This is a genomic window from Halocynthiibacter sp., assembly GCF_049608145.1.
Classification (GTDB): Bacteria; Pseudomonadota; Alphaproteobacteria; order Rhodobacterales; family Rhodobacteraceae; genus Halocynthiibacter.
Genome location: NZ_JBMYXF010000046.1, coordinates 1 through 23,231 on the forward strand (window position 1 = coordinate 1; position 23,231 = coordinate 23,231).

22 protein-coding genes and 2 tRNA genes are annotated in these 23,231 nt (G+C 54.6%); 11 read left to right on the forward strand and 13 right to left on the reverse strand.

Going from position 1 to position 23,231, the window contains the following annotated elements; all coding sequences use genetic code 11:
- On the reverse strand, positions 1 to 329 hold a 329-nt coding region (locus ACPGUT_RS12600; protein ID WP_423991900.1), incomplete at its 3' end, for an L-threonylcarbamoyladenylate synthase.
- Positions 330 to 484: 155 nt separating this feature from the next.
- Between ACPGUT_RS12600 and ACPGUT_RS12605 the strand changes: the two genes are divergently transcribed.
- The 5 genes from ACPGUT_RS12605 to ACPGUT_RS12625 are packed head-to-tail and all read left to right on the forward strand — an operon-like array spanning position 485 to position 4,605.
- On the forward strand, positions 485 to 2,203 hold the full coding sequence (locus tag ACPGUT_RS12605) for an acyl-CoA dehydrogenase (RefSeq protein WP_423991941.1): 1,719 nt from the start codon (positions 485 to 487) through the stop codon (positions 2,201 to 2,203).
- Positions 2,200 to 3,231: an MBL fold metallo-hydrolase gene (locus ACPGUT_RS12610; protein WP_423991902.1), complete on the forward strand. Its 1,032-nt coding sequence runs from the start codon at positions 2,200 to 2,202 to the stop codon at positions 3,229 to 3,231. Before ACPGUT_RS12605 ends, ACPGUT_RS12610 begins: the two co-directional genes overlap by 4 nt.
- A gap of 15 nt (positions 3,232 to 3,246) precedes the next feature.
- Positions 3,247 to 3,744: a DUF6173 family protein gene (locus ACPGUT_RS12615; protein WP_423991904.1), complete on the forward strand. Its 498-nt coding sequence runs from the start codon at positions 3,247 to 3,249 to the stop codon at positions 3,742 to 3,744.
- Between the two features lie 56 nt (positions 3,745 to 3,800).
- Positions 3,801 to 3,935: an aa3-type cytochrome c oxidase subunit IV gene (locus tag ACPGUT_RS12620; protein ID WP_423991906.1), complete on the forward strand. Its 135-nt coding sequence runs from the start codon at positions 3,801 to 3,803 to the stop codon at positions 3,933 to 3,935.
- Between the two features lie 22 nt (positions 3,936 to 3,957).
- Positions 3,958 to 4,605 carry a hypothetical protein gene (locus ACPGUT_RS12625; protein WP_423991908.1) on the forward strand — a complete coding sequence of 216 codons (648 nt, stop codon included), beginning with the start codon at positions 3,958 to 3,960 and terminating at the stop codon, positions 4,603 to 4,605.
- A gap of 406 nt (positions 4,606 to 5,011) precedes the next feature.
- Here ACPGUT_RS12625 and ACPGUT_RS12630 read toward each other — a convergent pair whose 3' ends face one another.
- Both ACPGUT_RS12630 and ACPGUT_RS12635 read right to left on the reverse strand, forming a co-directional pair.
- On the reverse strand, positions 5,012 to 5,341 hold the full coding sequence (locus ACPGUT_RS12630; protein WP_423991910.1) for an AzlD domain-containing protein: 330 nt from the start codon (positions 5,339 to 5,341) through the stop codon (positions 5,012 to 5,014).
- A gap of 4 nt (positions 5,342 to 5,345) precedes the next feature.
- The gene (locus ACPGUT_RS12635; protein ID WP_423991912.1) at positions 5,346 to 6,062 is read right to left on the reverse strand and encodes an AzlC family ABC transporter permease; all 717 of its coding nucleotides are present in this window, start codon (positions 6,060 to 6,062) and stop codon (positions 5,346 to 5,348) included.
- 49 nt (positions 6,063 to 6,111) lie between these two features.
- On the opposite strand from ACPGUT_RS12635, the gene ACPGUT_RS12640 reads away from it, so the two are divergent.
- The 3 genes from ACPGUT_RS12640 to ACPGUT_RS12650 are packed head-to-tail and all read left to right on the forward strand — an operon-like array spanning position 6,112 to position 9,404.
- On the forward strand, positions 6,112 to 7,002 hold the full coding sequence (locus tag ACPGUT_RS12640) for a formate dehydrogenase accessory sulfurtransferase FdhD (RefSeq protein WP_423991914.1): 891 nt from the start codon (positions 6,112 to 6,114) through the stop codon (positions 7,000 to 7,002).
- Positions 6,999 to 7,631: a molybdenum cofactor guanylyltransferase MobA gene (gene mobA / locus ACPGUT_RS12645; RefSeq protein WP_423991916.1), complete on the forward strand. Its 633-nt coding sequence runs from the start codon at positions 6,999 to 7,001 to the stop codon at positions 7,629 to 7,631. The genes ACPGUT_RS12640 and mobA overlap by 4 nt, the downstream gene beginning before the upstream one ends.
- Before the next feature lie 3 nt (positions 7,632 to 7,634).
- Positions 7,635 to 9,404: a bifunctional molybdopterin-guanine dinucleotide biosynthesis adaptor protein MobB/molybdopterin molybdotransferase MoeA gene (locus ACPGUT_RS12650; RefSeq protein ID WP_423991918.1), complete on the forward strand. Its 1,770-nt coding sequence runs from the start codon at positions 7,635 to 7,637 to the stop codon at positions 9,402 to 9,404.
- 60 nt (positions 9,405 to 9,464) lie between these two features.
- Here ACPGUT_RS12650 and ACPGUT_RS12655 read toward each other — a convergent pair whose 3' ends face one another.
- Both ACPGUT_RS12655 and greA read right to left on the reverse strand, forming a co-directional pair.
- A complete protein-coding gene (locus ACPGUT_RS12655; protein ID WP_423991920.1) occupies positions 9,465 to 10,625 on the reverse strand; it encodes a hypothetical protein in 1,161 nt (386 codons plus the stop codon).
- A gap of 26 nt (positions 10,626 to 10,651) precedes the next feature.
- A complete protein-coding gene (gene greA, locus ACPGUT_RS12660) occupies positions 10,652 to 11,122 on the reverse strand; it encodes a transcription elongation factor GreA (RefSeq protein ID WP_423991922.1) in 471 nt (156 codons plus the stop codon).
- 362 nt (positions 11,123 to 11,484) lie between these two features.
- Between greA and ACPGUT_RS12665 the strand changes: the two genes are divergently transcribed.
- Entirely contained in the window at positions 11,485 to 13,128 is a 1,644-nt protein-coding gene (locus tag ACPGUT_RS12665; RefSeq protein WP_423991924.1) for an electron transfer flavoprotein-ubiquinone oxidoreductase, read from the forward strand.
- Positions 13,129 to 13,280: 152 nt separating this feature from the next.
- Here ACPGUT_RS12665 and ilvD read toward each other — a convergent pair whose 3' ends face one another.
- From ilvD to ACPGUT_RS12705, 8 genes are all read right to left on the reverse strand, one after another.
- The gene (gene ilvD, locus ACPGUT_RS12670) at positions 13,281 to 15,113 is read right to left on the reverse strand and encodes a dihydroxy-acid dehydratase (protein WP_423991926.1); all 1,833 of its coding nucleotides are present in this window, start codon (positions 15,111 to 15,113) and stop codon (positions 13,281 to 13,283) included.
- A 212-nt stretch (positions 15,114 to 15,325) separates the two neighbouring features.
- Positions 15,326 to 15,400, reverse strand: a tRNA-Glu gene (locus ACPGUT_RS12675).
- Positions 15,401 to 15,494: 94 nt separating this feature from the next.
- Positions 15,495 to 17,288, reverse strand: a complete 1,794-nt coding sequence (gene recJ, locus ACPGUT_RS12680; protein ID WP_423991943.1) for a single-stranded-DNA-specific exonuclease RecJ — start codon at positions 17,286 to 17,288, stop codon at positions 15,495 to 15,497.
- Complete coding sequence (glpX, locus tag ACPGUT_RS12685; RefSeq protein ID WP_423991928.1) at positions 17,288 to 18,259, reverse strand: class II fructose-bisphosphatase; 972 nt, start codon at positions 18,257 to 18,259, stop codon at positions 17,288 to 17,290. Before glpX ends, recJ begins: the two co-directional genes overlap by 1 nt.
- 36 nt (positions 18,260 to 18,295) lie before the next feature.
- On the reverse strand, positions 18,296 to 19,021 hold the full coding sequence (locus tag ACPGUT_RS12690; protein WP_423991930.1) for a ceramidase domain-containing protein: 726 nt from the start codon (positions 19,019 to 19,021) through the stop codon (positions 18,296 to 18,298).
- 103 nt (positions 19,022 to 19,124) lie between these two features.
- Positions 19,125 to 20,177: a Hint domain-containing protein gene (locus tag ACPGUT_RS12695; protein ID WP_423991932.1), complete on the reverse strand. Its 1,053-nt coding sequence runs from the start codon at positions 20,175 to 20,177 to the stop codon at positions 19,125 to 19,127.
- A 392-nt stretch (positions 20,178 to 20,569) separates the two neighbouring features.
- The gene (locus tag ACPGUT_RS12700) at positions 20,570 to 21,856 is read right to left on the reverse strand and encodes a homoserine dehydrogenase (protein WP_423991934.1); all 1,287 of its coding nucleotides are present in this window, start codon (positions 21,854 to 21,856) and stop codon (positions 20,570 to 20,572) included.
- A 99-nt stretch (positions 21,857 to 21,955) separates the two neighbouring features.
- The gene (locus ACPGUT_RS12705; RefSeq protein ID WP_423991936.1) at positions 21,956 to 22,264 is read right to left on the reverse strand and encodes a hypothetical protein; all 309 of its coding nucleotides are present in this window, start codon (positions 22,262 to 22,264) and stop codon (positions 21,956 to 21,958) included.
- A 133-nt stretch (positions 22,265 to 22,397) separates the two neighbouring features.
- On the opposite strand from ACPGUT_RS12705, the gene ACPGUT_RS12710 reads away from it, so the two are divergent.
- A complete protein-coding gene (locus ACPGUT_RS12710) occupies positions 22,398 to 22,985 on the forward strand; it encodes a TetR/AcrR family transcriptional regulator (RefSeq protein ID WP_423991938.1) in 588 nt (195 codons plus the stop codon).
- A gap of 116 nt (positions 22,986 to 23,101) precedes the next feature.
- A tRNA-Ser gene (locus ACPGUT_RS12715) sits at positions 23,102 to 23,191 on the forward strand.
- Positions 23,192 to 23,231: the final 40 nt, after the last annotated feature.

Here is a 23,231-nt window from a genome sequence, read left to right on the forward strand (position 1 = left end):
GAATCGCGGCGCAGAGGCACAACAATGGTCAGCGGCCCGGGCCAAAAGGCGGTGGCAAGGCGCAGGGCTTCTTCTGGGAAATGCGCATAGGCGCGTGCCATCTCCAGATCGGCCACATGGGCAATCAGCGGATTAAACGACGGGCGATCTTTCGCGGTAAAAATCCCAGCAACCGCAGCATCAGAACAGGCGTCTCCCCCGAGGCCGTAAACCGTTTCCGTCGGGAAAGACACAAGCCCACCTGCGCGCAGGATTTCAGCCCCGCGTGCGATCCCGGTATCATCAGGCTGCAGGCGTTCTGTCGTCAGATCTGTGCGGGCTTTGGGCATCGGGATTACCGTAGGGTTACTGCATCGGTGACGTTGCGTTTCAGTTGCAGGCCCATAGCAGAGGGCAGACCATGGCACAACATCCGCGCTTGGCTGTGGTTCACATCTTATGTACCCGGCCAGACAGTTCGCGCCAACAGAATAAGGAACCCGCCATGCCTTTCCGCGCCCCCGCTGACGAATTCCGTTTTATTTGTAAACATATTGTGCCCTACGGCGATGTGACCACGACCGAAATGTTTGCCCATGCGGATGAAGACGTCAGTGATGCGATCCTGACAGAGGCAGCGAAAGTCTGTGACGAAGTCCTCGCGCCTCTGCAGCGCAATGGTGATCTGACACCGGCGGTTCTGGAAAACGGTGTTGTGCGTACAAGCCCTGGTTTTGCGGATGGGTTTAAGGCCTTGGCTGAAGGTGGCTGGGTGTCGATGTCTGGCTCTGAAGAATTCGGTGGTATGGGGCTGCCTGTGACACTGTCCACGGCGGTCAACGATATGATGTCGGGAGCTTGTCTAGCGCTGCAATTAAACCCATTGATGAGCCAGGGACAGATCGAAGCGCTGGAACACCACGCGTCTGATGAAATGAAGGCGTTGTATTTGCCGAAACTGGCTTCTGGTGAATGGTGCGGCACCATGAACCTGACCGAGGCCCACGCTGGGTCTGACGTCGGTGCATTGTCCTCAAAGGCCGAAGACAATGGCGATGGCACCTATGCGGTGAATGGTCAGAAGATCTTTATCTCCTGGGCTGACAATGATTTTTCTGAAAATGTCTGTCATCTGGTTCTGGCCCGTCTGCCTGATGGCGCACCTGGCACCAAAGGCATCAGCCTGTTCCTTGTGCCGCGCAATATCCCCGATGCCGACGGCAACCCCGGTGAGAAAAACAGCCTGCGTGTGGTCTCTCTTGAACATAAACTTGGCCTGCATGGTTCGCCCACAGCGGTGATGTCTTTTGAAGGCGCGAAGGGCTGGCTTGTCGGTGAAAAGCACGGCGGCATGAAAGCTATGTTCACCATGATGAATAACGCGCGTCTTGGTGTTGGCACACAGGGTGTTGGCGTGGCTGAGGCTGCATATCAGAAGGCCCTTGAATATGCCCTAGATCGTAAACAGGGCCGCAGTCCCGTTGAAGGTGGCACAGGAACAATTGCAGATCATGCGGATGTACGTCGCATGTTGGCCCGGATGAAGGCAGATATTTTCGTGGCGCGTTCCATTGAAATGGCAACCGCCGTAGCACTGGATCTGGCCAAAGCCACCGGCGACGAATTGCAGATCGCCCGGGCGGCATTCTTGACGCCAATCACCAAAGCTTTCGGTACAGACACCGGCAGCACGGTTGCAAACCTTGGTTTGCAGGTGCATGGCGGCATGGGCTTCATCGAGGAAACCGGCGCAGCGCAATTTGTACGTGATGTACGTGTGACCCAGATCTATGAGGGCACCAACGGTATTCAGGCGATGGATTTTGTTGCGCGTAAGATGATGGATGGTGGTGAAATGGCCTTCCGTCTGCTGGAAGAAATTGAACAATGCGCCGAAGAGGCCCGTGCGAAGTTTCCGAATATGGCTGGTTCTGTCTGGTCAGCCGCAGAAAATATGCGCGAAGCCACGGAATGGATGGTTAGCCAGAAGGACATGAACGATCGTTTCGCCGGTGCGGTGCCATTCCTGTTCGCCTTTGCCCGTGTACTGGGATCCTGTGCCCATCTGCGTGCCGCAATGGTCTGTGGCCCGGATCACGCACGCACCCGTCTTGCACGTTTCTACATCACGCGTATGTTGCCGGAATATGAAGCAGCCCTGGCTGAGGCCCGTTCTGGGGCTTCTGATCTTTATGCTCTGACCGTGGAAGACCTGACCGCATGACAAACTTACTTCGCTATCCGCATGAAACCCCACCCGCGGCTGGCGAGGCGATCGAAGTTGCGCCAGGCGTTCTTTGGATGCGCCTGCCGCTGCCGATGAAACTTGACCACGTCAATATCTACGCGTTGGACGAAGGCGACAGCTGGACGGTGATTGATACGGGGTTTGACACGGCTAAGGCCCGGCGTGAATGGGATATGCTGCTGGATGGTCCGCTGAAGGGCAAACCCATTGGCCGCATCATTGTCACCCATCATCACCCGGATCACGTGGGATGCGCGGGCTGGCTGATGGAACGTTTTGGCGCGGAACTCTGGATGACCCGCACTGCCTGGTTGACTGCGCGTATGCTGACGCTGGACGCCCAGGATCGGCCCACCGCAGAAACCGTGAATTTCTGGAAAAGCTGCGGCATGGATGCAGACACGCTGGAACAGCGCCTGGATGAACGTCCCTTTAATTTCGCAGACGTTTGTGCGCCCCTGCCGCTTGGCTATCGCCGTATCCGTGCCGGGGATGTCATCCGCATCGGGGGCCGCGACTGGGATGTGCATATCGGCAACGGCCATGCGCCCAGCCATGCCACCTTCTGGTCCCGTGACGACAATCTGGTGATTGCGGGTGATCAGATCATTGCGTCGATCTCGCCAAACGTCGGCCTGTACGCGACAGAACCCCTGGCTGATCCGCTGGGCGAATGGCTGGAAAGCTGTGAACGTCTGCGTCAATTGGCGCGCGAAGATCACTTTGTTCTGGCTGGCCACAAGCTGCCCTTTACCGGCCTACCCACCCGGATGCGGCAACTGGTGGACAACCACCATGGTGGCCTTGATCGCCTGCGCGAACATCTGAAAACCCCGCGCACGGCGCATGACTGTTTCCCGCCTCTGTTCAAACGTAAGATTGGCGCGGGCGAATACGGTCTCGCCTTGGTTGAGGCCATGGCGCATACATCACATCTCTGGCATTTGGGCGAAGCCACTTGCGAAACCCGTTCAGATGGGGCCTATGTTTTCCAGACCAGTTAACAGGGTGGAAATGTGATGTCTGATCAAACCGAAAACGCTGAACCGATTGTGACCTCTGCTGAGGCTTCTGAAAACGAAGTGCTGCCGCGCCTGTATAATGCGCGCTGCAATCCGGATGGAACCATCTCTTCAGGTGAAGAAACCCTACCTGAAAACGTCGCCAAAGCCCCCGTTGCCCAGAAAAGCCCGGCGCAATGGGCCTATGAGCGCGTCATTCTCTATATCCAGAATTTCGAAAAGCAGCTGGACAACGAACACGAAGCAGCCATGGGCTTTGCCGGTGGCGATGCCGGTGTGATGCGCATCGAAGGCCTTGGTTATTTCGATCCGGACATCATCACCTATCACGGCACGGATCAATCCGGCGCAAAAACCCAGCTTGTTCAACACGTCAGCCAGCTGAACGTCATGTTGCGTGCGCTGCCAAAAGAAGTCAGCCATGAAGAACCCAATCGCATCGGTTTCCGTCTGGCAGCGGAACTGGAAGACGAAAAAGCGAAATCAGACGGCTGACAGCCCGTTTAAAATCGGCTAAACCAGCGCAAACGCATATCTACAGGATGAGTAAAATGGCGAAACATGAACACGGCTCTATGGATACTTCTGTTCAGGAAAAGGCATATGCAGGCTTTATCACGGCCAGCACCCGCGTGGGGATTGCTTCTATTGTTGTGTTGATCATTCTGGCTGTTTTCAACAGCTGATCTGACTGTTCCGGGGCCATCTATGGCATATGTTAGGCCCGGCCCCGGCGCCTTGAAAGGGTTTTCCGTGCGTAGATTTTTCTGGCTTTTCCTGCCGCTTTTCCTTGTCGGCTGTGGGATTACAGCTGAATCAAAATGGGCTACGGATGAGGAAGTCTCCAGATCCGTTTACGTTCATAGCGGACCGAAATCTCTTTCTTTATATACGGTTGTGAATGTGCGTTCTGGTTCCGGGGCGCATTCCGGATTGCTGGTGAATGCTTCGCAACGCGTGATGTTTGATCCTGCGGGAACTTGGTGGAACCCACGTCTGCCTGAACGCAATGACGTGCATTATGGCATGTCTGACCGTGCGCTGGATCTTTATGTCGATTACCACACGCGTGAGACTTACTACACTGTTGTGCAGACCGTTCAAGTCACGCCCGAGGTCGCAGAATACGCCATGCGCCTGGTTCAGGAAAACGGAGCGGTGCCTAAGGCGATGTGTTCCAATTCCATCTCATCGATTCTTATGCAACTGCCCGGCTTTGAAAGCATCCGCCGTTCGTGGTTCCCCAATGCGACGATGCGTGCCTTTGCACAACTGCCAGGTGTAACCAGAGTTGAGTTTCGTGATGACGACGCAGATGATAATTCATCTGTCCTTGCTGGGCAGACAGCACCGTGATTTCTTAAATTTCAATAGTGTGAGGGTAAAATGTTGAGACTGAAAAAATACGTAATGGCTGGAGGTGTGATAGCGACTCTGGCAGCTTGTGTTTCTTCCGAAGCCAACAGAGAACTTGTAGTTGATGGCGTAAGTATCACCATGGTCCAAACAAATGTTCCATACCAAGGTGTCGTGGAAACATTTTTTTCCTTCTCGCCAACGGCCGAACGACCGTTAGAGGAACGTGTTCGTTTGGCTAGGTCATTTGCCGTATCGAAAGGGTGTTCTCTAATCGATGTACCATTGTCTGAAGTTCAGAGGTTAACGACACGCCAAGCACCTGAAAATGCAAATCTCTTCTTAATCGCACCTGTCGACTGTTGAGTTTCCCAGTCCAAACCTAAATTGATGTTGTGTATTTTAATCACCCCAACACCCACAACATCAGAAACAGCGTCCCAATCCCTGCTGCTGCGGACCAGATAAAGCTTTTGCTAAAGTAACCCACCACAAAAGCAGCGCAGGCCGCCGCAAGGCGTGCCGGGTCGGGCTGACCTTGTGTGGCGGCGGGCCACAGAATCAGTGGCGCGACGAGACCAGGTAAGACCGCAACCGGCGTGTATCGCAGATGGCGCAGCACCCATTCGGGCATTTCACGGTCGCCAATCAAACCGATAAAGGAGAACCGCACGGCAAATGTACCGATGCCCACCAGGAAAATCGTCAGCCAGATTTCATTGCTTGTCATATCCATGGGATCAGCTCCATTTTCCACGGGCAATCAGCCAGATTTCCACCCGAGCGCCGGTCATCATCGCCAGTATCGCCGCCGTCATCAGGCCTAGATTGTAGGGCAAGAAGGCAAAGATTAGAGCCGCAAGCACGGATACAAAGGCCGCAGCCATATGCGCCGGTGTGCGAAGGGCTGGGCCGATCATGGAAAGAAACGTAATCGGTAGTGCGAAATCCAAAGCATATTCTGGCGGGATCGCCGTACCCACAACCGCGCCAATGTATGTGCCGGTGATCCAGGCGGGGACAATCGCGCAGGTGATGCCAAAGTAAAATGCGATTCTTTGTTGCGGTGTCATGCCTGGGTTTTTCTCAAATTCCAGCACTGAAACTGCATAGTTTTGATCAAACAGAAAGAAGCTTGCCAAGGCCCGCTGCCACAGGGGTGCTTTGCCGATATGGGGCGCAAGGGCCGCAGAATACATCGCCATGCGCAGGTTCACCGCAAGCGCTGTCGCCAGGATCACGATCACCGGGGCATTATCTGTCATCTGCTGTAGGGCTGCAAATTGTGCCGCGCCCGCAATCACGATGGAGGTAAAGCCCATGACTTCCAGCAGGTTCAGCCCGGCCTCTGTCGCGACCACGCCAAAAAGCAGGGAAAATGGACCGGCGACCAGAATAAATGGCAGGCCGGTGCGCAATCCGCGCAGATAATGCGATTTTGAACTGGTGGTGGTCACGCGCTGCTCCTAATCTGTGCGGGAAATCGTTGCCCGAATTTACAAGGGGATGCAAATGACAAACGGTGATAACGCCCATAAATATCTGATCGCACCCGATCCTTCCACGCAGGGGCTGACCACGGCGGTCACCGGGCAGGATCAGTTCGGCAATACGGTTGAAATTGACGTGGTCGAAGAACGCCCGCTAACGATTTTCCTGAACGGCCAGGAGATCGTCACCGCGATGACCATCGGTGATTACCCTGGCTACCTGGCGATTGGTTTTCTGGCCAATCAGGGCATGTTGGCGGCGGATGAGATTGTGACCGCCACGGATTTCGATGAAGAACTTGAAACCATCGTTATCCGCACGGATCGCGTGACGAACTATGAGGAAAAGCTTGCCAAAAAGACCCGCACATCGGGTTGCGCCGTGGGCACGGTGTTTGGCGATATGATGGAAGGGCTTGAGGGGCTGGAACTGCCCCAGTCCGAGGTCCGCACAAGCTGGCTTTACGCCCTTGCGCACACAATCAACACAACCCCTTCACTGTATTTGTCTGCAGGTGCGATCCACGGCACGGTTCTGTGTCATGAGGACCGGCCGCTTGTTTATATGGAAGACGTGGGCCGTCACAACGCCGTCGATAAAATCGCTGGCTGGATGCGTGCAACAGGCACCGATGGCGGCGATAAAATCATGTATACCACCGGACGGCTGACGTCTGAGATGGTGATCAAATGTGCCTCTATGGGCATTCCGGTGCTTGTGTCCCGCTCCGGCTTCACCGCCTCCGGCGTCACCATCGCGCGTGACCTTGGGCTGACGATCATTGGCCGCATGCGTGGTCGTCGGTTCACCTGTCTGTCAGGCGAAGGGCGCCTGATCCGTGATGCCGATCCTGAACGCGTCCCGGAAGAAGACAAAAAGAACCGTAGGAAAGGGGCGAAGCAATGAAATCTCCTTTAGGTGTGATCCTTGCCGGTGGACAGGCGACCCGGATGGGCGGGGGGGATGAGACCCTGGTTGATAAAGGGCTGTTGCAGCTTGGGGACCGCCTAATCCTGAACCATGTGCTGGCCCGTTTTGGACCCCAGGTCGCGCAACTCGTACTGAACGCCAATGGCGATGCCGGGCGTTTCAGCGCCTTTAACCTGCCTGTGATTGCCGATGCCCCTGGGGAACTTGCCGGGCCATTGGCAGGTATTCTGGCGGGGCTGGATTATGCGGCCGAACACGGCTTTGAACACATTGTCACCGCCGCCGCCGACACGCCCTTCCTGCCGCCCGATCTTGTGCCGCAATTGCAGTTGCAAGCAGAGATCACCGGCGCGCCTGTGGTGCTCTCCGCCACGCCTTGCCCAACCCGTAAACAGCAACGTCAGCCGACCTTCGGCCTCTGGTCCATTGATCTGCGTGATGACCTGCGTACAGCCCTTAATGGCGGCCTGCGCAAAATCGTCGCCTTTACGCAGCCCCGTGGAAACGCCTATGCAGAATTTGCGCTGACAGGCGATGTTAACCCGTTCTTCAATGTGAATACCCCCGAAGACCTGCAAACAGCGCATGAGATTCTGAAAGGCTAGAACATGAAGATCTTTGGCGTCACCGGTTGGAAAAACGCGGGCAAGACGGGGTTGATGGAGCGGTTGATTGCTGAGTTTACATCCCGCGGTCTGCGAGTTTCTTCTATCAAACATGCCCATCACACGACCGACGTGGATCAGCCTGGGCGCGACAGCTACCGCCATCGCGAGGCCGGCGCGCGCGAGGTCTTTCTGTCATCTAAACACCGCTGGGCCCTAATGGGGGAATTGCGCGGGGATGATGAACCTTCCCTATCGGAACTTATCGCCCGCCTCACGCCCTGTGATCTGGTACTGGTCGAAGGGTTCAAACGCGAACCCCACAGCAAGGTCGAATGCATCCGCGCGGTCAATGACCATCCGATGATTGCAGCGGAAGACGGCACGATCAAAGTGATCGCAAGCGATGCTCCCATGCCCCATTCGCCATGTCCGGTGATTGATCTCGATGACACAGCAGCGATTGCGGATTTTATCTCGCTAGAGCTGGGGTTCACCAACACAGCAGCCCCCACTGACGCACCAGCCCCCCTGAAAAACGACTGTTTCGCCCTGCCGCCAGGCGTCACCTGGACGCCGGTGGACACAGCGCTCGCCCATCTGCGCGACAATCTCACCGTAAACTGCGCAACGGAAACCCTGCCCCTCTGGGAGGCCGCCGGGCGTTTCCTCGCGACAGATGCCACGGCCCTGCGTGCAAGCCCGCCTGCAGATAATTCTGCGGTGGATGGGTACGGGTTTGCGGCGTCTGCCCTAACGGATCCGGTCACCACTTTACCGCTCTCTGATGGTCGTGCTGCGGCGGGTGATCCCCATATGGATCCCGTGCCCCATGGTCAGGCGATCCGCATTCTCACGGGCGCCTTAACGCCGCCTGGTGTGAATACGGTGATCATGGAAGAAGATGTTGAGGTTGCGGATGGTCAGATCCGTTTTCAGGGTCGTATCAAACCCGGGGCCAATGTGCGCAAAATGGGCGAAGACATCACGGCTGGCGCGCTAGCCCTGCCCGCAGGCACCCGCCTTGATGCCGCCGCACTTGGTCTGCTAACCTCGCTTGGCATTGCCGAGGTGATTGTCCGGAAACCGTTGCGTGTCGGCGTGCTGTCCACAGGGGATGAACTGGCAAAACCCGGCGAAACCATTGATCCCGCCCGCACCTATGACGCCAATCGCCCGATGCTGCTGGAGCTGATCCGCAGCTGGGGCCATCAGCCCGTGGATCTGGGGCATGCGCCGGATGATCGCGACACGTTGCGTGCCACTCTGGACGCATCCACAACGCAGGCCGATGTCATTCTGACCTCTGGCGGCGCATCACAAGGTGATGAAGACCATATGTCTGCGCTGCTGACGGAAAGTGGCGCAATGCAGCTTTGGCGGATTGCGATGAAACCAGGGCGGCCTTTGGCGCTGGGGCTCTGGAACAACACGCCTGTCTTTGGTCTGCCCGGCAATCCCGTTGCCGCCTTTGTCACCGCCCAGATGTTCGCCCGCCCCTCCTGCTTACTACTCGCAGGAGGCAAATGGAGCGACCCCCAAAGCTTCATGTTGCCTGCTGCTTTCAGTAAGAAAAAGAAACCAGGTCGCCGTGAATTTCAGCGTGGTAAAATCAGGCCAGATGGCGCGGTGGAACTGTTTGCCAACGAAGGTTCCGGCCGCATTTCGGGTTTGACCTGGGCGGATGGCATTGTTGATATCGCTGAAGATGTTACCGACATCACCCCGGGCACGACGGTACGCTTTATCCCCTGGGGTAGCTTTGCTTCATGATTTTTTCACCTTTTCGGTGGAAATTCGCACAGGCGGGGGCATGTCCCGCCTGCATCACCCTTAGTCAAAGGTGCCGGCGACTCTGCCCAGTAACATAAAGGCGCGGGCCGTGCGGGTATCCGAAAACGCCATAATGTCATCGTCGCCCGCGTTTTTGACAAACTCAATAAAGCTGAGATCAAACTGGCGGATGAAGTGATGCACGGCATCGCGAAACACCGGATCTTGGCGCATACGTCCGGCCGAAAGTGTTAGGGATGAACGGTCACGAATCCCACCCAGTTGCGCAATGGTTTCACCACGTTCACCCGCAGCAAAACGCCGCCAGTAATCTGCGGGCACTTTGTCTTGACGCAGATCATCCATATAGATCCCTTCCTGGCTGAGCAGTGTCAGGATGTCTTGGCTGGCCTGCACAAGACGGGCGCTGTGGCGGTCTTGCAGCGCTTGACGCAGGGCGGCGAAACCTTCGTGGTCATCCGCACTTTCCGGAAAGTTCATTGCCCGTACAAAAGCAGCAATGGATAAAGGCGCATCCAAGGCTTCTGCCGGGGTGCCCAGTTCCAGGGCGGATTGCCCCTGCTGATTTGTCGGTGGCTGTGGTGCAGGCGCTAGGGCGACGGCAGGCAGAGAAGACGTATCTGCAGAATGTGACGCCGTAAAACGGGCCAGTGCCGTTTCGGTTTCTTTCTGTGCGGCTGCAATCTGATCCAGCTTTTGTTCCAGGGAAGGGGATGCTGCACCGCCACTCTGGGCTTGGGCGACATAGCTTTGGCGCATACCGTCAATCGCGGCCTGAAGACGGTTTGCTTCGGCCTTCATAACCCTTGCTGAACGTGCTGCAACCGCGCCAATCCAGATCACGGCGACAGGCAGAAAAATTGCCAGAAGCGTCATGATCAGTTGAAGGCTGCCGTTCTGACCGGGGGTCTCTTCTGTGTCGGTGAAAACATAGAAAATCACCACTAGACCAAGCCAGAGCATCGTCAATGCAATCGCAATCAGTTCCGTTGCAGAAACGCCCGCCTGGCCGGGTTGATTGTAAACTCCCAAGTTTACGGATGATGATCCGGGGCTACGGTTGGTACGCGTCAAAGCCGTTTTGCCTGGAGGCGTCGTTGGCGTGGGAGGGACAATAGCCGTGCCTTTCGCCGCCGCCGACGGTGTTATTGGCGTCGGGGAAACCTCAGATGGGGTAATCTGATCTTTGTCTTCAGACATAGATGCACTTTCAACGGTGAAAGACGTTACTTGTAGACGATGCTAAGCACTTCGTAATCGCGTTGTCCGCCTGGGGTGCGAACCTCAACACTGTCGCCTTCGTCTTTGCCAATCAAAGCACGCGCCAGTGGAGATTTGATATTCAGCATTCCGTTTTCAATGTCAGCTTCAGGTTCACCAACGATTTGGTATGTCTTTTCTTCATCGGTGTCTTCGTCAACAATCGTAATTGTTGCGCCAAATTTGATGGCACCGGACAGGCTTGCCGGATCAATGACTTCAGCCAGCGAAATAATGGCCTCAATTTCTTTGACACGACCTTCAATGAAGCTCTGCTTTTCGCGGGCAGAATGATATTCTGCGTTCTCAGAGAGATCCCCATGTTCGCGGGCTTCGGCAATGGCTTTGATCACAGCCGGACGCTCAACAGATTTGAGGTTCTTCAGCTCTTTCTCAAGCGCGGTATGCCCGCCGCGTGTCATTGGTATCTTTTCCATAGTGGCCCTGTTATTTTTCTGTTCTGGGTTGAGTATCAGCTTTCCCAAGGGAAAAAATCAATAGTCTGTGTTTAATCAGTGGCAGCTAAGGGAAGTCAATAGGTCATGCGGCTCACGTTGTGTTTCAGCGAAATTCCGGCCCTATTCCGGATCTTCTGGCAAATTTACCAAATGAAACGGTCTGATAAACGGGTCATGATGTTGATATAGAAACTGCCTGGTTAATATGGCGTGAACGTGTGGCAAATGCCGCCTGAAGATCATTTTACGGCGCGTTTGAATTGACGACAGGTCTGCAAAGACGGTAGGGCTTTTCGGGAAACAATATTGCGCAGCCGTAAGCGACGTGGAGATGGGTGACAATGGCCGAGATTGAACGCGAGTCGATGGAATATGATGTAGTGATCGTGGGCGCTGGTCCCGCTGGTCTGTCTGCAGCGATCCGTCTGAAACAACTGGATGCCGACCTGAACGTCGTCGTTCTGGAAAAAGGGTCCGAAGTTGGCGCCCATATCCTATCAGGTGCGGTGCTTGATCCTTGCGCCTTGAATGAATTGATGCCGGACTGGAAAGAAAAAGGCGCGCCGCTGAACACGCCCGTGAAGGAAGACAACTTCCTGATCCTCGGTGAAGCGGGCCAAGTGCGCATCCCGAATTTCCCGATGCCGCCTTTGATGAACAACCACGGCAACTACATCGTGTCCATGGGCAACGTTTGTCGCTGGATGGCAGAGCAAGCCGAAGAAATGGGCGTCGAAATCTTCCCAGGCATGGCCTGTTCTGAACTGGTGTTTGGCGACAACGGCGAAGTCAAAGGCGTGATTGCCGGTGTTTTTGGTCTGGAAACAGACGGGTCCTACGGCGAAAACACTGAACCTGGCATGGAACTGCACGGCAAATATGTCTTCCTGTCGGAAGGTGTGCGTGGATCCCTTTCCAAAGAAGTGATCGCAAAATACGATCTGGCCGCCGATAGCGACGTTCAGAAATACGGCCTTGGCATGAAAGAGATCTGGGAAATCGACCCTGCTAAGCATTCTGAGGGCACCGTGACCCACACCATGGGCTGGCCTTTGGGCAGCAATGCGGGCGGTGGTTCCTTCATCTATCACTTGGAAAACAATCAGGTTTATGTCGGCTTCGTGGTTCACCTGAACTACAAGAACCCGCATCTCTTCCCCTACTTGGAATTCCAGCGTTTCAAGCACCACCCGGAAATCGCCAAGCTGCTGGAAGGCGGCAAGCGCATCGCCTATGGCGCACGTGCGATCACCGAGGGTGGCTGGCAGTCTCTGCCGAAAACCTGTTTCCCAGGTGGCGCGCTTTTGGGTTGTTCTGCGGGCATGGTTAACGTGCCGCGCATCAAGGGCAATCACAACGCGATGTATTCCGGTATGCATGCCGCCGAAGCGGCATTCGCAGCGATCAAAGACGGTCGTTCCGGTGACGAACTTCAGTCCTATGACGATATGGTCCGCAACGGCCCAATTGCCGCTGACCTGAAGCCTGTGCGCAACGTGAAAGCGATTTGGTCAAAGTTTGGCCTGATGGCATCCTTGATGTTGGGCGGCTTTGACATGTGGGTTGCCAATATCACAGGCTGGAACCCATTGGGCACTTGGAAGCACGGCAAAAACGATGCCCAAGCAACTGAATCCGCCGATAAGCATAAGCCGATTGATTACCCGAAACCCGATGGCAAACTCAGCTTTGATCGCCTGACCAACGTCAGCTTCTCCATGACCAACCATGAAGAAAGCCAACCGGCGCATCTGCATTTGAAGCTGAAAGACGCAAGCATCCCGATGTCTGTGAACATGCCGCAATTCGCGGAACCTGCGCAGCGCTACTGTCCTGCCGGTGTTTACGAGGTTGTCGATGGCGATTTTGTCATCAACTTCCAGAACTGCGTGCATTGTAAAACCTGTGACATCAAGGATCCTTCTGAAAACATCACATGGACCACGCCACAAGGTGGTGACGGCCCGAACTACCCGAATATGTAAACTGGGTGTTCAACAGAATTCAGGGGCTGCCTTCGGGTGGCCCCTTTTTGTTTGAAACAAGACCTGCTCTGATCAACAAAAAACCGCCAGCGCATAACAAACACGCTGGCGGCTTTGTTTTTAGTCGAAGTGGGCTGTCCTGCCCGGGTGTATCAGATCTTGCGAACAGCGCCTTTGGCGGCACTTGTTGTCAGGGCGGCGTATGCTTTCAGGGCAGATGAGACCGCGCGCTTGCGTGGTTCTGCTGGTGCCCATGGCAGCGGGCCTTTCGCCTGACGGCGTTCTTCAAGAATTGCCTCAGAGACGTCCAGATTGATTGTCCGGTTCGGAATATCAATGTTGATTGTATCACCGTTCTCAACCAAGCCAATTGCACCGCCTTCAGCGGCTTCTGGGCTTGCGTGGCCAATAGACAGACCTGATGTACCGCCCGAGAAACGACCATCCGTCAGCAATGCGCATTTCTTGCCCAGACCTTTGGATTTCAGATACGACGTCGGGTACAGCATTTCCTGCATGCCGGGGCCGCCCTGCGGGCCTTCATAGCGGATAATCACCACTTCGCCTTCTTTGACTTTGCCGGTCAGAATGCCGCTGACAGCGTCGTCCTGGCTTTCATAAACCTTGGCCGAGCCCGAGAACGTCAGGTTGCTTTCATCTACACCCGCAGTTTTTACGATACAGCCGTCCAGCGCGATATTGCCAAAGAGAACCGCAAGGCCCCCATCTTTGGAAAACGCATGTTCGGCAGACCGGATCACGCCGTTTTCGCGATCTTTATCCAGTTCTTTATAACGGTTTGACTGGCTGAAAGCCTGTGTCGTGCGCACGCCACCAGGGGCCGCTTTGAACAAAACTTCCGCTGCGGGATTATCCGCGATTGCGATATCCCAGGTTTCGATCGCTTCTTTCATGGTCGGCGTGTGAATGGTGCTGACATCTTCATTGATCAGCCCGGCACGATGCAATTCACCTAGGATAGAGAAGATGCCACCTGCACGGTGGATGTCTTCCATATGAACGTTGTGGGTGTTTGGCGCGACCTTACACAGGCAGGGCACTTTGCGGCTCAGGCGATCCATGTCGTTCATGGTGAAATCGACTTCACCTTCCTGAGCAATCGCCAGAAGGTGTAGGACCGTATTGGTGGAGCCGCCCATGGCGATGTCCAGACACATAGCATTTTCAAAAGCGTCAAAGCTTGCGATTTCACGCGGCAAAAGCCCAGCTTCATTGCCTTCATAATGACGCTTCGTGATGTCAACGATCTGACGGCCGGCCTTCAGGAACAGCTGTTTGCGATCTGAGTGTGTGGCAAGGGTTGATCCGTTGCCCGGTAAGGCAAGGCCCAGAGCTTCGGCAAGGCAGTTCATAGAGTTCGCGGTAAACATACCGGAACAGGATCCGCAGGTGGGGCAGGCGTTTTCTTCGATATGCTTCACCTGTTCATCGGTGAATTTGTCGTCGGCCGCAGCAACCATTGCGTCAACAAGGTCAACTTTGTTCATATCAAGATCTGCGATGTCGATCTTGCCAGCTTCCATCGGGCCACCGGATACGAAGATTACCGGGATGTTCAGGCGCATGGCGGCCATCAACATACCTGGGGTGATCTTATCGCAGTTGGAAATACAGACCATGGCATCCGCACAATGAGCATTGACCATATATTCAACTGAATCTGCAATCAGTTCGCGGGAGGGCAGAGAATACAACATGCCGTCGTGCCCCATCGCAATGCCGTCATCCACCGCAATAGTGTTGAATTCCTTCGCGATACCGCCAGCATCTTCGATCTCACGGGCAACCAACTGACCAAGGTCTTTCAGGTGAACGTGGCCTGGCACGAACTGCGTGAATGAATTCACGACAGCAATGATCGGCTTGCCGAAATCACCTTCACCAACGCCAGTTGCTCTCCAGAGACTGCGTGCACCGGCCATGTTGCGGCCATGAGTAGATCTGCGCGAACGATATTGCGGCATAGTCCAGATTCCTTTTTCGGTATCGTCTTTCGTGCACTGATACTGACTGAAACGACGCGGTCCAAGTCTTAATATCCTGACACCACCGGTGAGAACAGCAATAACGGGCTGTTTTTAGGGGTTTTGGCGTGTTGCAAGCTTGTCTGGTATGAACTTGAACATGCAGAACGCGCGCAGTTTGAGCAAATCAGTAATTTCGAAGAGAAAAACCGTGGTACTCCCTAGGGGAATCGAACCCCTCTTTTCAGGTTGAAAACCTGACGTCCTAACCGATAGACGAAGGGAGCACCGTTCGGTGAGCGGGTATTTAGCGCGTTGTCCGTGACCCGGCAAGTGAAAAAGTTAAAAAATCACGCGTTTTCGGAGGTGCACAGGTGGTTTTCAGGCCTCGGCCACATCTTCAAGGCGCAATTGCACGCTTTCACGTCCTTGCCAGCGGTTAATTTCCAGGCGTCCGGCCAGATGGAACAATGCGCCATTGTGATTCTGTAGGGCTGGGCCGATCGCGCCATCAAAAGCACCAAAACAAATCGCATCAATGCGCGGCCCCATACCGTCACCGAAACTAATTTTTAGGTGTGATTCCCCAACACGTTTGGCAAAGAAGATTTTCTGGCTGGCAAAGGCGAAACGGGGACCGGGCGCTCCTGCGCCAAAGGGGCCCGCGGATTCGATTTTGGCAACCAGATCTGTCTGTGCTGCGCTAGGCATTAGCATAGCATCAAGCTTCAGTGCAGCAGGACCACCAAGACCTGCACCCTGTTTCGCTAAAAGTTCCTCAAGACGGATCATGGCCGGTTCCAGTTGGGCCCGGGTCAGCGACAGGCCAGCCGCCATCTTATGTCCACCGCCTTTTTCCAGAAGACCTTCCGCCACCAGTTTCTGAATGGCATGCCCCAAATCCACACCAGACACGGATCGACCCGATCCTTTGCCAGCTTCGCCATCAAAGCCGATGACGATGGCGGGCAGATTGGTGGCTTCTTTCATACGGGATGCAACGATGCCAACAACACCAGGATGCCAGCCGTCGTCAGCGGCCCATGCGAGAGCCGCAGGCTGGTTGTTTTCGGGCGTATGCGCGTCCAAACGTGTCTGAGCCTGATCCATTGCAACTTCGCGAGTCAGGTTTTCGATTTCACGGCGTTCGCGGTTCAGAATTTCCAATTGCGCAGCCATAGCGCTGGCCTCCTGGGGATCCACTGTTGCCAGCAGGCGTGCACCAAGATCGGCCTTGCCGATCCGGCCGCCGGCATTGATGCGCGGCCCAAGAAGGAACCCAAGATGATAAGACGTCGGCGGGCCATCCATGCCGGCACTGTCAGCCAAAGCCACAAGCCCGGCGTGGCGGCGTTGCGCCAGCACTTTCAGCCCCTGTCGCACAAAGGCGCGGTTCACGCCGATCAGCGGAGCAACATCTGCAACGGTGGCGAGGGCAACAAAATCCAGAAGATTCAGCAGGTTTGGCCCGGCATTGCCTGCTTCGCGCATCTGGCGGCCGGCCTCGACCAACATCAGAAAAACGACGGCTGCCGCACAAAGATGGGCCAGATCGCCACTTTCGTCCTGACGGTTCGGATTTACCACCGCATGCACGTCAGGCAGGGTTTCGCCGCCCAAGTGGTGATCAAGAACCACGACATCGGTGTCTCCAGCGGCTGCCAGCGCTTCGTGTGAAAGCGTGCCGCAATCGACACAAACGATCAGATCATGGTTCGTTGCAAGTTCCGCAATTGCGGGGGCGTTGGGGCCATAGCCTTCGTCAATCCGGTCAGGCACATAAAGTGTGGCACGTTGATCGACGGGATAACCCAGTTCACGCAGCCAATGGATCAAAAGCGCCCCGGATGTACCACCATCCACATCATAATCTGCGAAAACAGCAATACGTTGGCCAGATTGTGCGGCCTGTAGGAAACGCGCGGCTGCGGTTTCCATATCACGCAGGGAACGCGGATCGGGCAGCAGATCCCGTAGCGAAGGTTCCAGATAGGAAGGTGCATCCATCGCAGTGACACCAAGGCGCGCGAGTGTTCTGCATAATGCCGGAGCGAGACCGGTTTGTTGCGCCATGGTTTCTGCTTGGCGCTCGGTCTCGATGTCAGGCCCCAGCCAACGCCGCCCGGTAAGCGACGCTTCAACATTCAGAAATGCTGGGGCCTCAGACACGTTGATTATATAGCATCCACAGGGGTGCGGTATTCCATGCGACGCACAGAACCAGTGCGCGAACGCATCAGAACAGTTTCAGTGGTCATCCAGCCGGGTTCGCGTTTCACACCAGACAGGATGGACCCGTCTGTCACGCCGGTTGCGGCGAACAAAACATCTTCGGTGACCATTTCGTCGCGTGTGTAGATTTTGTCGAAATCAGTGATGCCAGCTTTAGATGCGCGACCACGTTCATCATCGTTGCGGAACAGCAGACGGCCATACATTTGACCGCCCATGCATTTCAGAGCCGCCGCAGCCAGAACACCTTCTGGTGCGCCGCCGGTGCCCATATACATATCGATGCCGGTTGTTTCAGCTTCTGCACAGTGCATAACGCCTGCTACATCCCCATCAGAAATCAAACGGATCGCAGCACCGGTTTCACGGATGCCCGCAATAACGTCTTCGTGGCGAGGGCGTTCAAGAACACACACTGTGATGTCTTCACAGGCGCAACCTTTGGCTTTTGCAAGCGCTTCAACACGTTCCTTTGGGGTCATGTCCAAAGTCACAACACCTTCGGGGAAGCCTGGGCCAACCGCCAACTTGTCCATGTATACGTCCGGGGCGTGCAGCATGGAACCACGTGGGCCCATTGCGATCACTGTCAGTGCATTTGGCATGTCTTTCGCGGTCAGCGTCGTGCCTTCCAGCGGGTCAAGCGCGATATCAACGCCAGGACCCGTGCCTGTGCCAACTTCTTCACCGATATACAGCATAGGCGCTTCGTCACGTTCGCCTTCGCCGATCACAACCACACCAGCAATATCCAGCAGATTCAGCTGTTCACGCATTGCATTTACAGCAGCCTGATCAGCGGCCTTTTCGTCGCCACGACCAACAAGGCGGGCGGATGCAAGGGCGGCTGCCTCGGAAACACGGGCAAGGCCCAGAGACAGCATACGGTCGTTAAAGTCGGTTGTGGTGGGCATTTCGGTGTTCCCGGATAAAACAAAGTTGCGCAGGGTTTAGTCTGACATGGCGCCAGGAGCAAGCTGTATTGGTTGATCTGGCCTGGCAGTGTTGCGAATAAGGGCCTGCAGCAACACCCCCAACATCAGACCGTTCAGCAGATGCCACATCTGATGCGTGCCAAAGGGCCAGGCGGCGCAAAGATGCATGTCTAGGGTGCGGAATGTCAGCGAAATCATAAACATAATTGTCGCGGTGATGAACCAAGGGGCAAGGGGATGTCTGCGCTTCCATGTCAGGGTGGATAAGATCAGCATCGCACAGACAGCAGGCAGATACTGCCCAGATCCATTCAGCATTGAAATGGGTGTTTCTGGGTTACTCTGTGATGTGTCGTTTCCTGACGTGGCCATAAAAGTAATGATGATTCCAGCAATCACCATCAAAGACACCCTCAGTATCCGGCCGGGCGACACCCCACCGATTAACCGTACAGAGGCCAGGATATAGATGGCCACAAATGCCCAGATCGGGATCACATCGGCCAGTTCAGACCAAGTATTCGCAAATGTGTGGAACAGAAAAGATCCAATGCCAATCAGAAAGCACAGCGCAATTAGCATATAGATAACAAGGGGCTGACCGGGGCGTTTACGGCTTTCATTGCCAGCCCAAATTGCAGCTAGGATAAAGGACAGATTAGAGATCGCATTCAGAGGTTCGTTCCAGAATCCTGGTGCTGTGCGTTCACAATAGATATCAACAGCCGCGAACCAATCCATGAGTGACTTTCTTTATAGATTTTAAACGAATGGTAAGCGGAAGTTTGAATTTTTTAAAGCCCCATAGGGCCATATCGTATGCGATCTTGGTGAAGACGGTAGGTTACCGCAACACTGTCCGGGCCTCCCGCCCGGTCAGACAGCGGCGTACAGTGGGGCCGTATGTGTTTGCCCGATCGCGTGCCAATTCGGGGAATATCTCAAGAATTTCGGAACGCGCAATTTCGTCAAGGCTGCTCCAGGCTTCTTCCCCGGGGTGGAAACTTTCAGCCGGCGCACCTTCGGCAAATACGATCTCATGGGTGTCAAACATCATGTGGAAATATTCGACCGATCCCTCGGTATCAAGCGTGATAGTCTTATCATTCAATAGCGATTTTGCTGGTACAAGAACTTCGGTTTCACCAAAGAATAGCTCAGCCCGCCATCCGGTGACCAGCATGCGATGTTGTTGGCTGACGCGCAGATCTCTGTTGTTGCCCAATGCGCCTTTACGAATAAGAACCGGTGCAAGCGGTCCCGCGGCCAGCCGGGTGCTGGACCCGATCCACCTGATGGGCTGTAAACCATTGTCCCGTGTATATACTAGGTCACCGGTTTTCAGATCTTCGATCAAGCATTCACCCCTTTGTGTCAGAATGCGGGTTGAACGGGCAAAGCAAACAATGGGTTGCAGAGCGTTTTGAAACAACCCGCTATATGCACTGTTGATGATCGAGGTGACATCAATAGATCGAAGGTGTTGCGGCGGGGTTCCGTTGATATTTGTGCCTGCGAAATTCGAATTGGTCAGGAATAGGTTTCCACTCGTATCCTGATATAGCACTGTATTGGTGAAGGACGCGGTGCTGCCGTCCATATAAGTTACCGTAAGATTAGCAACGATCAGGGAATCGACTTCGCTGGTAATCACGCCATTGCCGTCGTCCAGATCATAGCTGATGGTTTCATTGGGTGAGAAATTGTTTGTCCGAATGTTGTTGTCGGAATTTACATCATCATAAGTCACAGAAAGAAGATGATTTTTCAGAGGGTCAGCGGCAGATCCATGCACGCCCAGATAAGGCGCAGTGTTTTCGATAGAAACTGTGGTTTCATCTGTATCCGCATCGGCGAAATTGCCTAGAAAAATTACGTCGCTTGTGGACAAAGGCATTTGACTGCCTCCCTGGTTTTATTCGGTTCTGAGGGAGCCCACACAAGAACAATCCAAATAAAACGATTGGGCAGGTGCAATTAGCGCGGGATCTGATCAGAGAAATAGATGTCTTTTTGGGCAGTATTGAGAATTTGAAATAAATTCAAGCCAGGCGTGCAATATGGTTAAATTAAATCACCCATAGGGTATTTAATTTAATTAATGCTTCATATTGGCGGTGGTGAATGGTCATTTCCCATTGAAATATGGGAAATTCCAAAATTTTATTTTCAATTGGTCAAACGGACATTTTTTCACATTGTGGTGAAAAAGATGCAGTAAATTAGTCGCTTCTGACTTTCGCCCGGAAGCCCAGGCGAAAGTTTCAATATATATCGGATAATTTGACCTTAAACGGATTCGATGCGAATCGCGACGGGATCTGTGGCAACCACGCCTGTGCTGCCTAGACCCAGCAAAGCTTCGTCTAGGGATTGACGTGTGCATTTATGCGTCACGATCAGTACGGGGGCTGTTTCGGCCTCGTGGCTGTATTGACGCATACGGTCGATGGAAACACCTGCTTCGCCCAGAACAGATGCAACTTTTGCAAGTGCCCCAGGTTTGTCGGACAGTTCCATGCGCAGATAGTACGGTGCAGGGGTCGCAGATTTTGCCGGGCGCGCGTCTTCTAGGGTAGATGCTGGCTGCCCAAAGGTGGTCAGGCGGGTGCCGCGTGCAATTTCGATAACATCAGACATCACAGCGCTTGCGGTAGGGCCTTCGCCGGCACCGGCACCGCGCAGAACGATCTGACCGACATTGTCGCCTTCCAGAACAACCATATTGGTGCCACCTTCCAGCTGACCCAACGGGCTATTTGCGGGTACCAAGCACGGGGTCATACGTTGTTCCAGACCGCGGCCTGTCATCTGTGCCACACCAAGCAGCTTGATGCGGTAACCCATATCGGCGGCCTGATGGATGTCTTCAATGGTGATCCGTCCGATGCCTTCTAGTTCAACCGCGTCAAAAGCAACCTTGGTGCCATAGGCGATAGAAGCCAGCAGAGACAGTTTGTGCCCGGCATCAATGCCACCCACATCTAGGTTCGGATCTGCTTCTAGATAGCCGAGAGCATCCGCCTCTGCAAAGACCTCATCATAGGGCAGGCCTGCGTTTTCCATCCGGGTCAGGATGTAGTTGCAGGTGCCGTTCATGACACCCATTACGCGGGTCATGTCATTTCCGGCCAGACCTTCTGTCAGGGATTTTACGACCGGGATACCACCAGCAACGGCCGCCTCGAAGCGAATGACTTTGCCTGCCGCTTCGGCCGCTTCGGCCAGATTTTGACCGTGCTCGGCCAGCATGGCTTTGTTCGCGGTGACAACATCTTTGCCCGCAGCGATAGCGGCTTCGGTCGCGGCCTTAGCCGGGCCGTCAGATCCCCCCATCAGTTCAACGAAGACATCAACATCATCACGGGTTGCCAGTTTTACGGGATCATCTTCCCAAGCGTATTCAGACAGGTTCACGCCGCGATCTTTATCTTTTGAGCGCGCTGATACAGCGGTGATGACGACAGGGCGGCCTGTGCGCAAAGATAGAAGATTGGCTTTCTGGCGGATGATTTTCACAACTCCAACACCCACGGTGCCAAGTCCTGCAATGCCAAGTCGAAGAGGTGCGGTCATAGGGGGGCTCCGTTCTGTCAGAAAGTCCATTTGTTGCAGCCTGGTTAGCGCGAATGTGCCCCAGGTGCAATGCAGACAAGCAAGGGATCAGCGGAAAATTCAGCTGTTCTCACGGGAAAGTGCGGCCAGCAGGCGGGCGCGTCGGGTCTGATCAATCACGGGCCGTTGCAGTTGGCGGGCTCGGTTTTTCAGGCTGTTCACACGGGATGCCAGATGTGCGCCTTGTTCTTCAGCACTTATTCGCGTGCTGGCTGCCGTACCTTTAGCATTCAGAAGGTCTTGCAACGGCAAAATTTCCGGCCAGTCCCCACGGCTGGCAACGGTCTGTTCTACTGTGCGAATATGTGCAGGGGGCGCGCAGGCCAAAAGTGTCAGCCCGATCAAGCCGGAGAAAAGAAAGATTCGCAAAGGGCTGCTCCGTTTCGTTATGAGATGATTTTAGTCTGGCTGTTCCGGGATTAACAGGGGGTGAACGCAGGATCATGAAATCAGACCCTGTTTACCCCCTTGAAATGAACGTGTGTTCAGATAACCTGCATCTATGGCAAGAAAAACAGGTTCTCATTCCGAAATTACGGGCCCCCGGGTACGCGACGCGGCTGAGCGATTGTTCGCGCGCCACGGATTTGCAGCGGTTTCCATGCGCCAGATCGCAGGTGAAGTCGGGGTGCAGGCCGGTGCGCTGTATCTATACACCAAAGATAAGCAGGCGTTGCTGTTCGATCTGATGGATGCTCATATGGTCGCGCTTCTTGAGGCTTGGGAAAATGCGGATCCTGATGGTGCCCCGTTGATCCGGCTGGAAGCTCTAGTACGATTTCACATCCGTTTCCATATGGAACGTCAAGAAGCCGTTTTTATTGCCTATATGGAATTGCGGAACCTCACCTCGGACAACTACAGCGCCATAACAGAACGCCGGAAAGCCTATGAAAAAGTGTTTGAAGACATTCTGACTGACGGCAAAGCCTCTGGTGCATTTGCGGTAGAAGATGCGCATCTGTCTGCCATGGCTGTGATCGCCATGCTGACCGGTGTGAACACTTGGTATCGCGAAGGTGGACGTCTGTCGTTGGAGCGTGTGGAAGAGGTTTACTGGGATATGGTGCGCAAGTCGCTCGCCTGTTGAAATGTCGCTTCAGCGCGGATTAACTTTGCCTTGGCGTGCCCCATGCGTTTGAAATTCTTAATTTGGGTATGATTTTCTACTTGTCGCCCCGCGGGCTTGCCGCTAAACGGGTCAGCGGAGACGTGGCCGAGTGGTCGAAGGCGCTCCCCTGCTAAGGGAGTAGGCGAGGAATCGTCTCGAGGGTTCGAATCCCTTCGTCTCCGCCACCTACCATTTTCATGCATTTGTGTTCGGTAGCGTTCAGCC

Bases quoted from the DNA above. Each gene is read 5' to 3' on its own strand.
- ACPGUT_RS12605 (WP_423991941.1), top strand. From the start codon at position 485: ATGCCTTTCCGCGCCCCCGCTGACGAATTCCGTTTTATTTGTAAACAT.
- ACPGUT_RS12610 (WP_423991902.1), top strand. From the start codon at position 2,200: ATGACAAACTTACTTCGCTATCCGCATGAAACCCCACCCGCGGCTGGC.
- ACPGUT_RS12615 (WP_423991904.1), top strand. From the start codon at position 3,247: ATGTCTGATCAAACCGAAAACGCTGAACCGATTGTGACCTCTGCTGAG.
- ACPGUT_RS12620 (WP_423991906.1), top strand. From the start codon at position 3,801: ATGGCGAAACATGAACACGGCTCTATGGATACTTCTGTTCAGGAAAAG.
- ACPGUT_RS12625 (WP_423991908.1), top strand. From the start codon at position 3,958: ATGGCATATGTTAGGCCCGGCCCCGGCGCCTTGAAAGGGTTTTCCGTG.
- ACPGUT_RS12630 (WP_423991910.1), bottom strand. From the start codon at position 5,341: ATGGATATGACAAGCAATGAAATCTGGCTGACGATTTTCCTGGTGGGC.
- ACPGUT_RS12640 (WP_423991914.1), top strand. From the start codon at position 6,112: ATGCAAATGACAAACGGTGATAACGCCCATAAATATCTGATCGCACCC.
- mobA (WP_423991916.1), top strand. From the start codon at position 6,999: ATGAAATCTCCTTTAGGTGTGATCCTTGCCGGTGGACAGGCGACCCGG.
- ACPGUT_RS12650 (WP_423991918.1), top strand. From the start codon at position 7,635: ATGAAGATCTTTGGCGTCACCGGTTGGAAAAACGCGGGCAAGACGGGG.
- ACPGUT_RS12655 (WP_423991920.1), bottom strand. From the start codon at position 10,625: ATGTCTGAAGACAAAGATCAGATTACCCCATCTGAGGTTTCCCCGACG.
- greA (WP_423991922.1), bottom strand. From the start codon at position 11,122: ATGGAAAAGATACCAATGACACGCGGCGGGCATACCGCGCTTGAGAAA.
- ACPGUT_RS12665 (WP_423991924.1), top strand. From the start codon at position 11,485: ATGGCCGAGATTGAACGCGAGTCGATGGAATATGATGTAGTGATCGTG.
- ilvD (WP_423991926.1), bottom strand. From the start codon at position 15,113: ATGCCGCAATATCGTTCGCGCAGATCTACTCATGGCCGCAACATGGCC.
- glpX (WP_423991928.1), bottom strand. From the start codon at position 18,259: ATGCCCACCACAACCGACTTTAACGACCGTATGCTGTCTCTGGGCCTT.
- ACPGUT_RS12690 (WP_423991930.1), bottom strand. From the start codon at position 19,021: ATGGATTGGTTCGCGGCTGTTGATATCTATTGTGAACGCACAGCACCA.
- ACPGUT_RS12695 (WP_423991932.1), bottom strand. From the start codon at position 20,177: ATGCCTTTGTCCACAAGCGACGTAATTTTTCTAGGCAATTTCGCCGAT.
- ACPGUT_RS12700 (WP_423991934.1), bottom strand. From the start codon at position 21,856: ATGACCGCACCTCTTCGACTTGGCATTGCAGGACTTGGCACCGTGGGT.
- ACPGUT_RS12710 (WP_423991938.1), top strand. From the start codon at position 22,398: ATGGCAAGAAAAACAGGTTCTCATTCCGAAATTACGGGCCCCCGGGTA.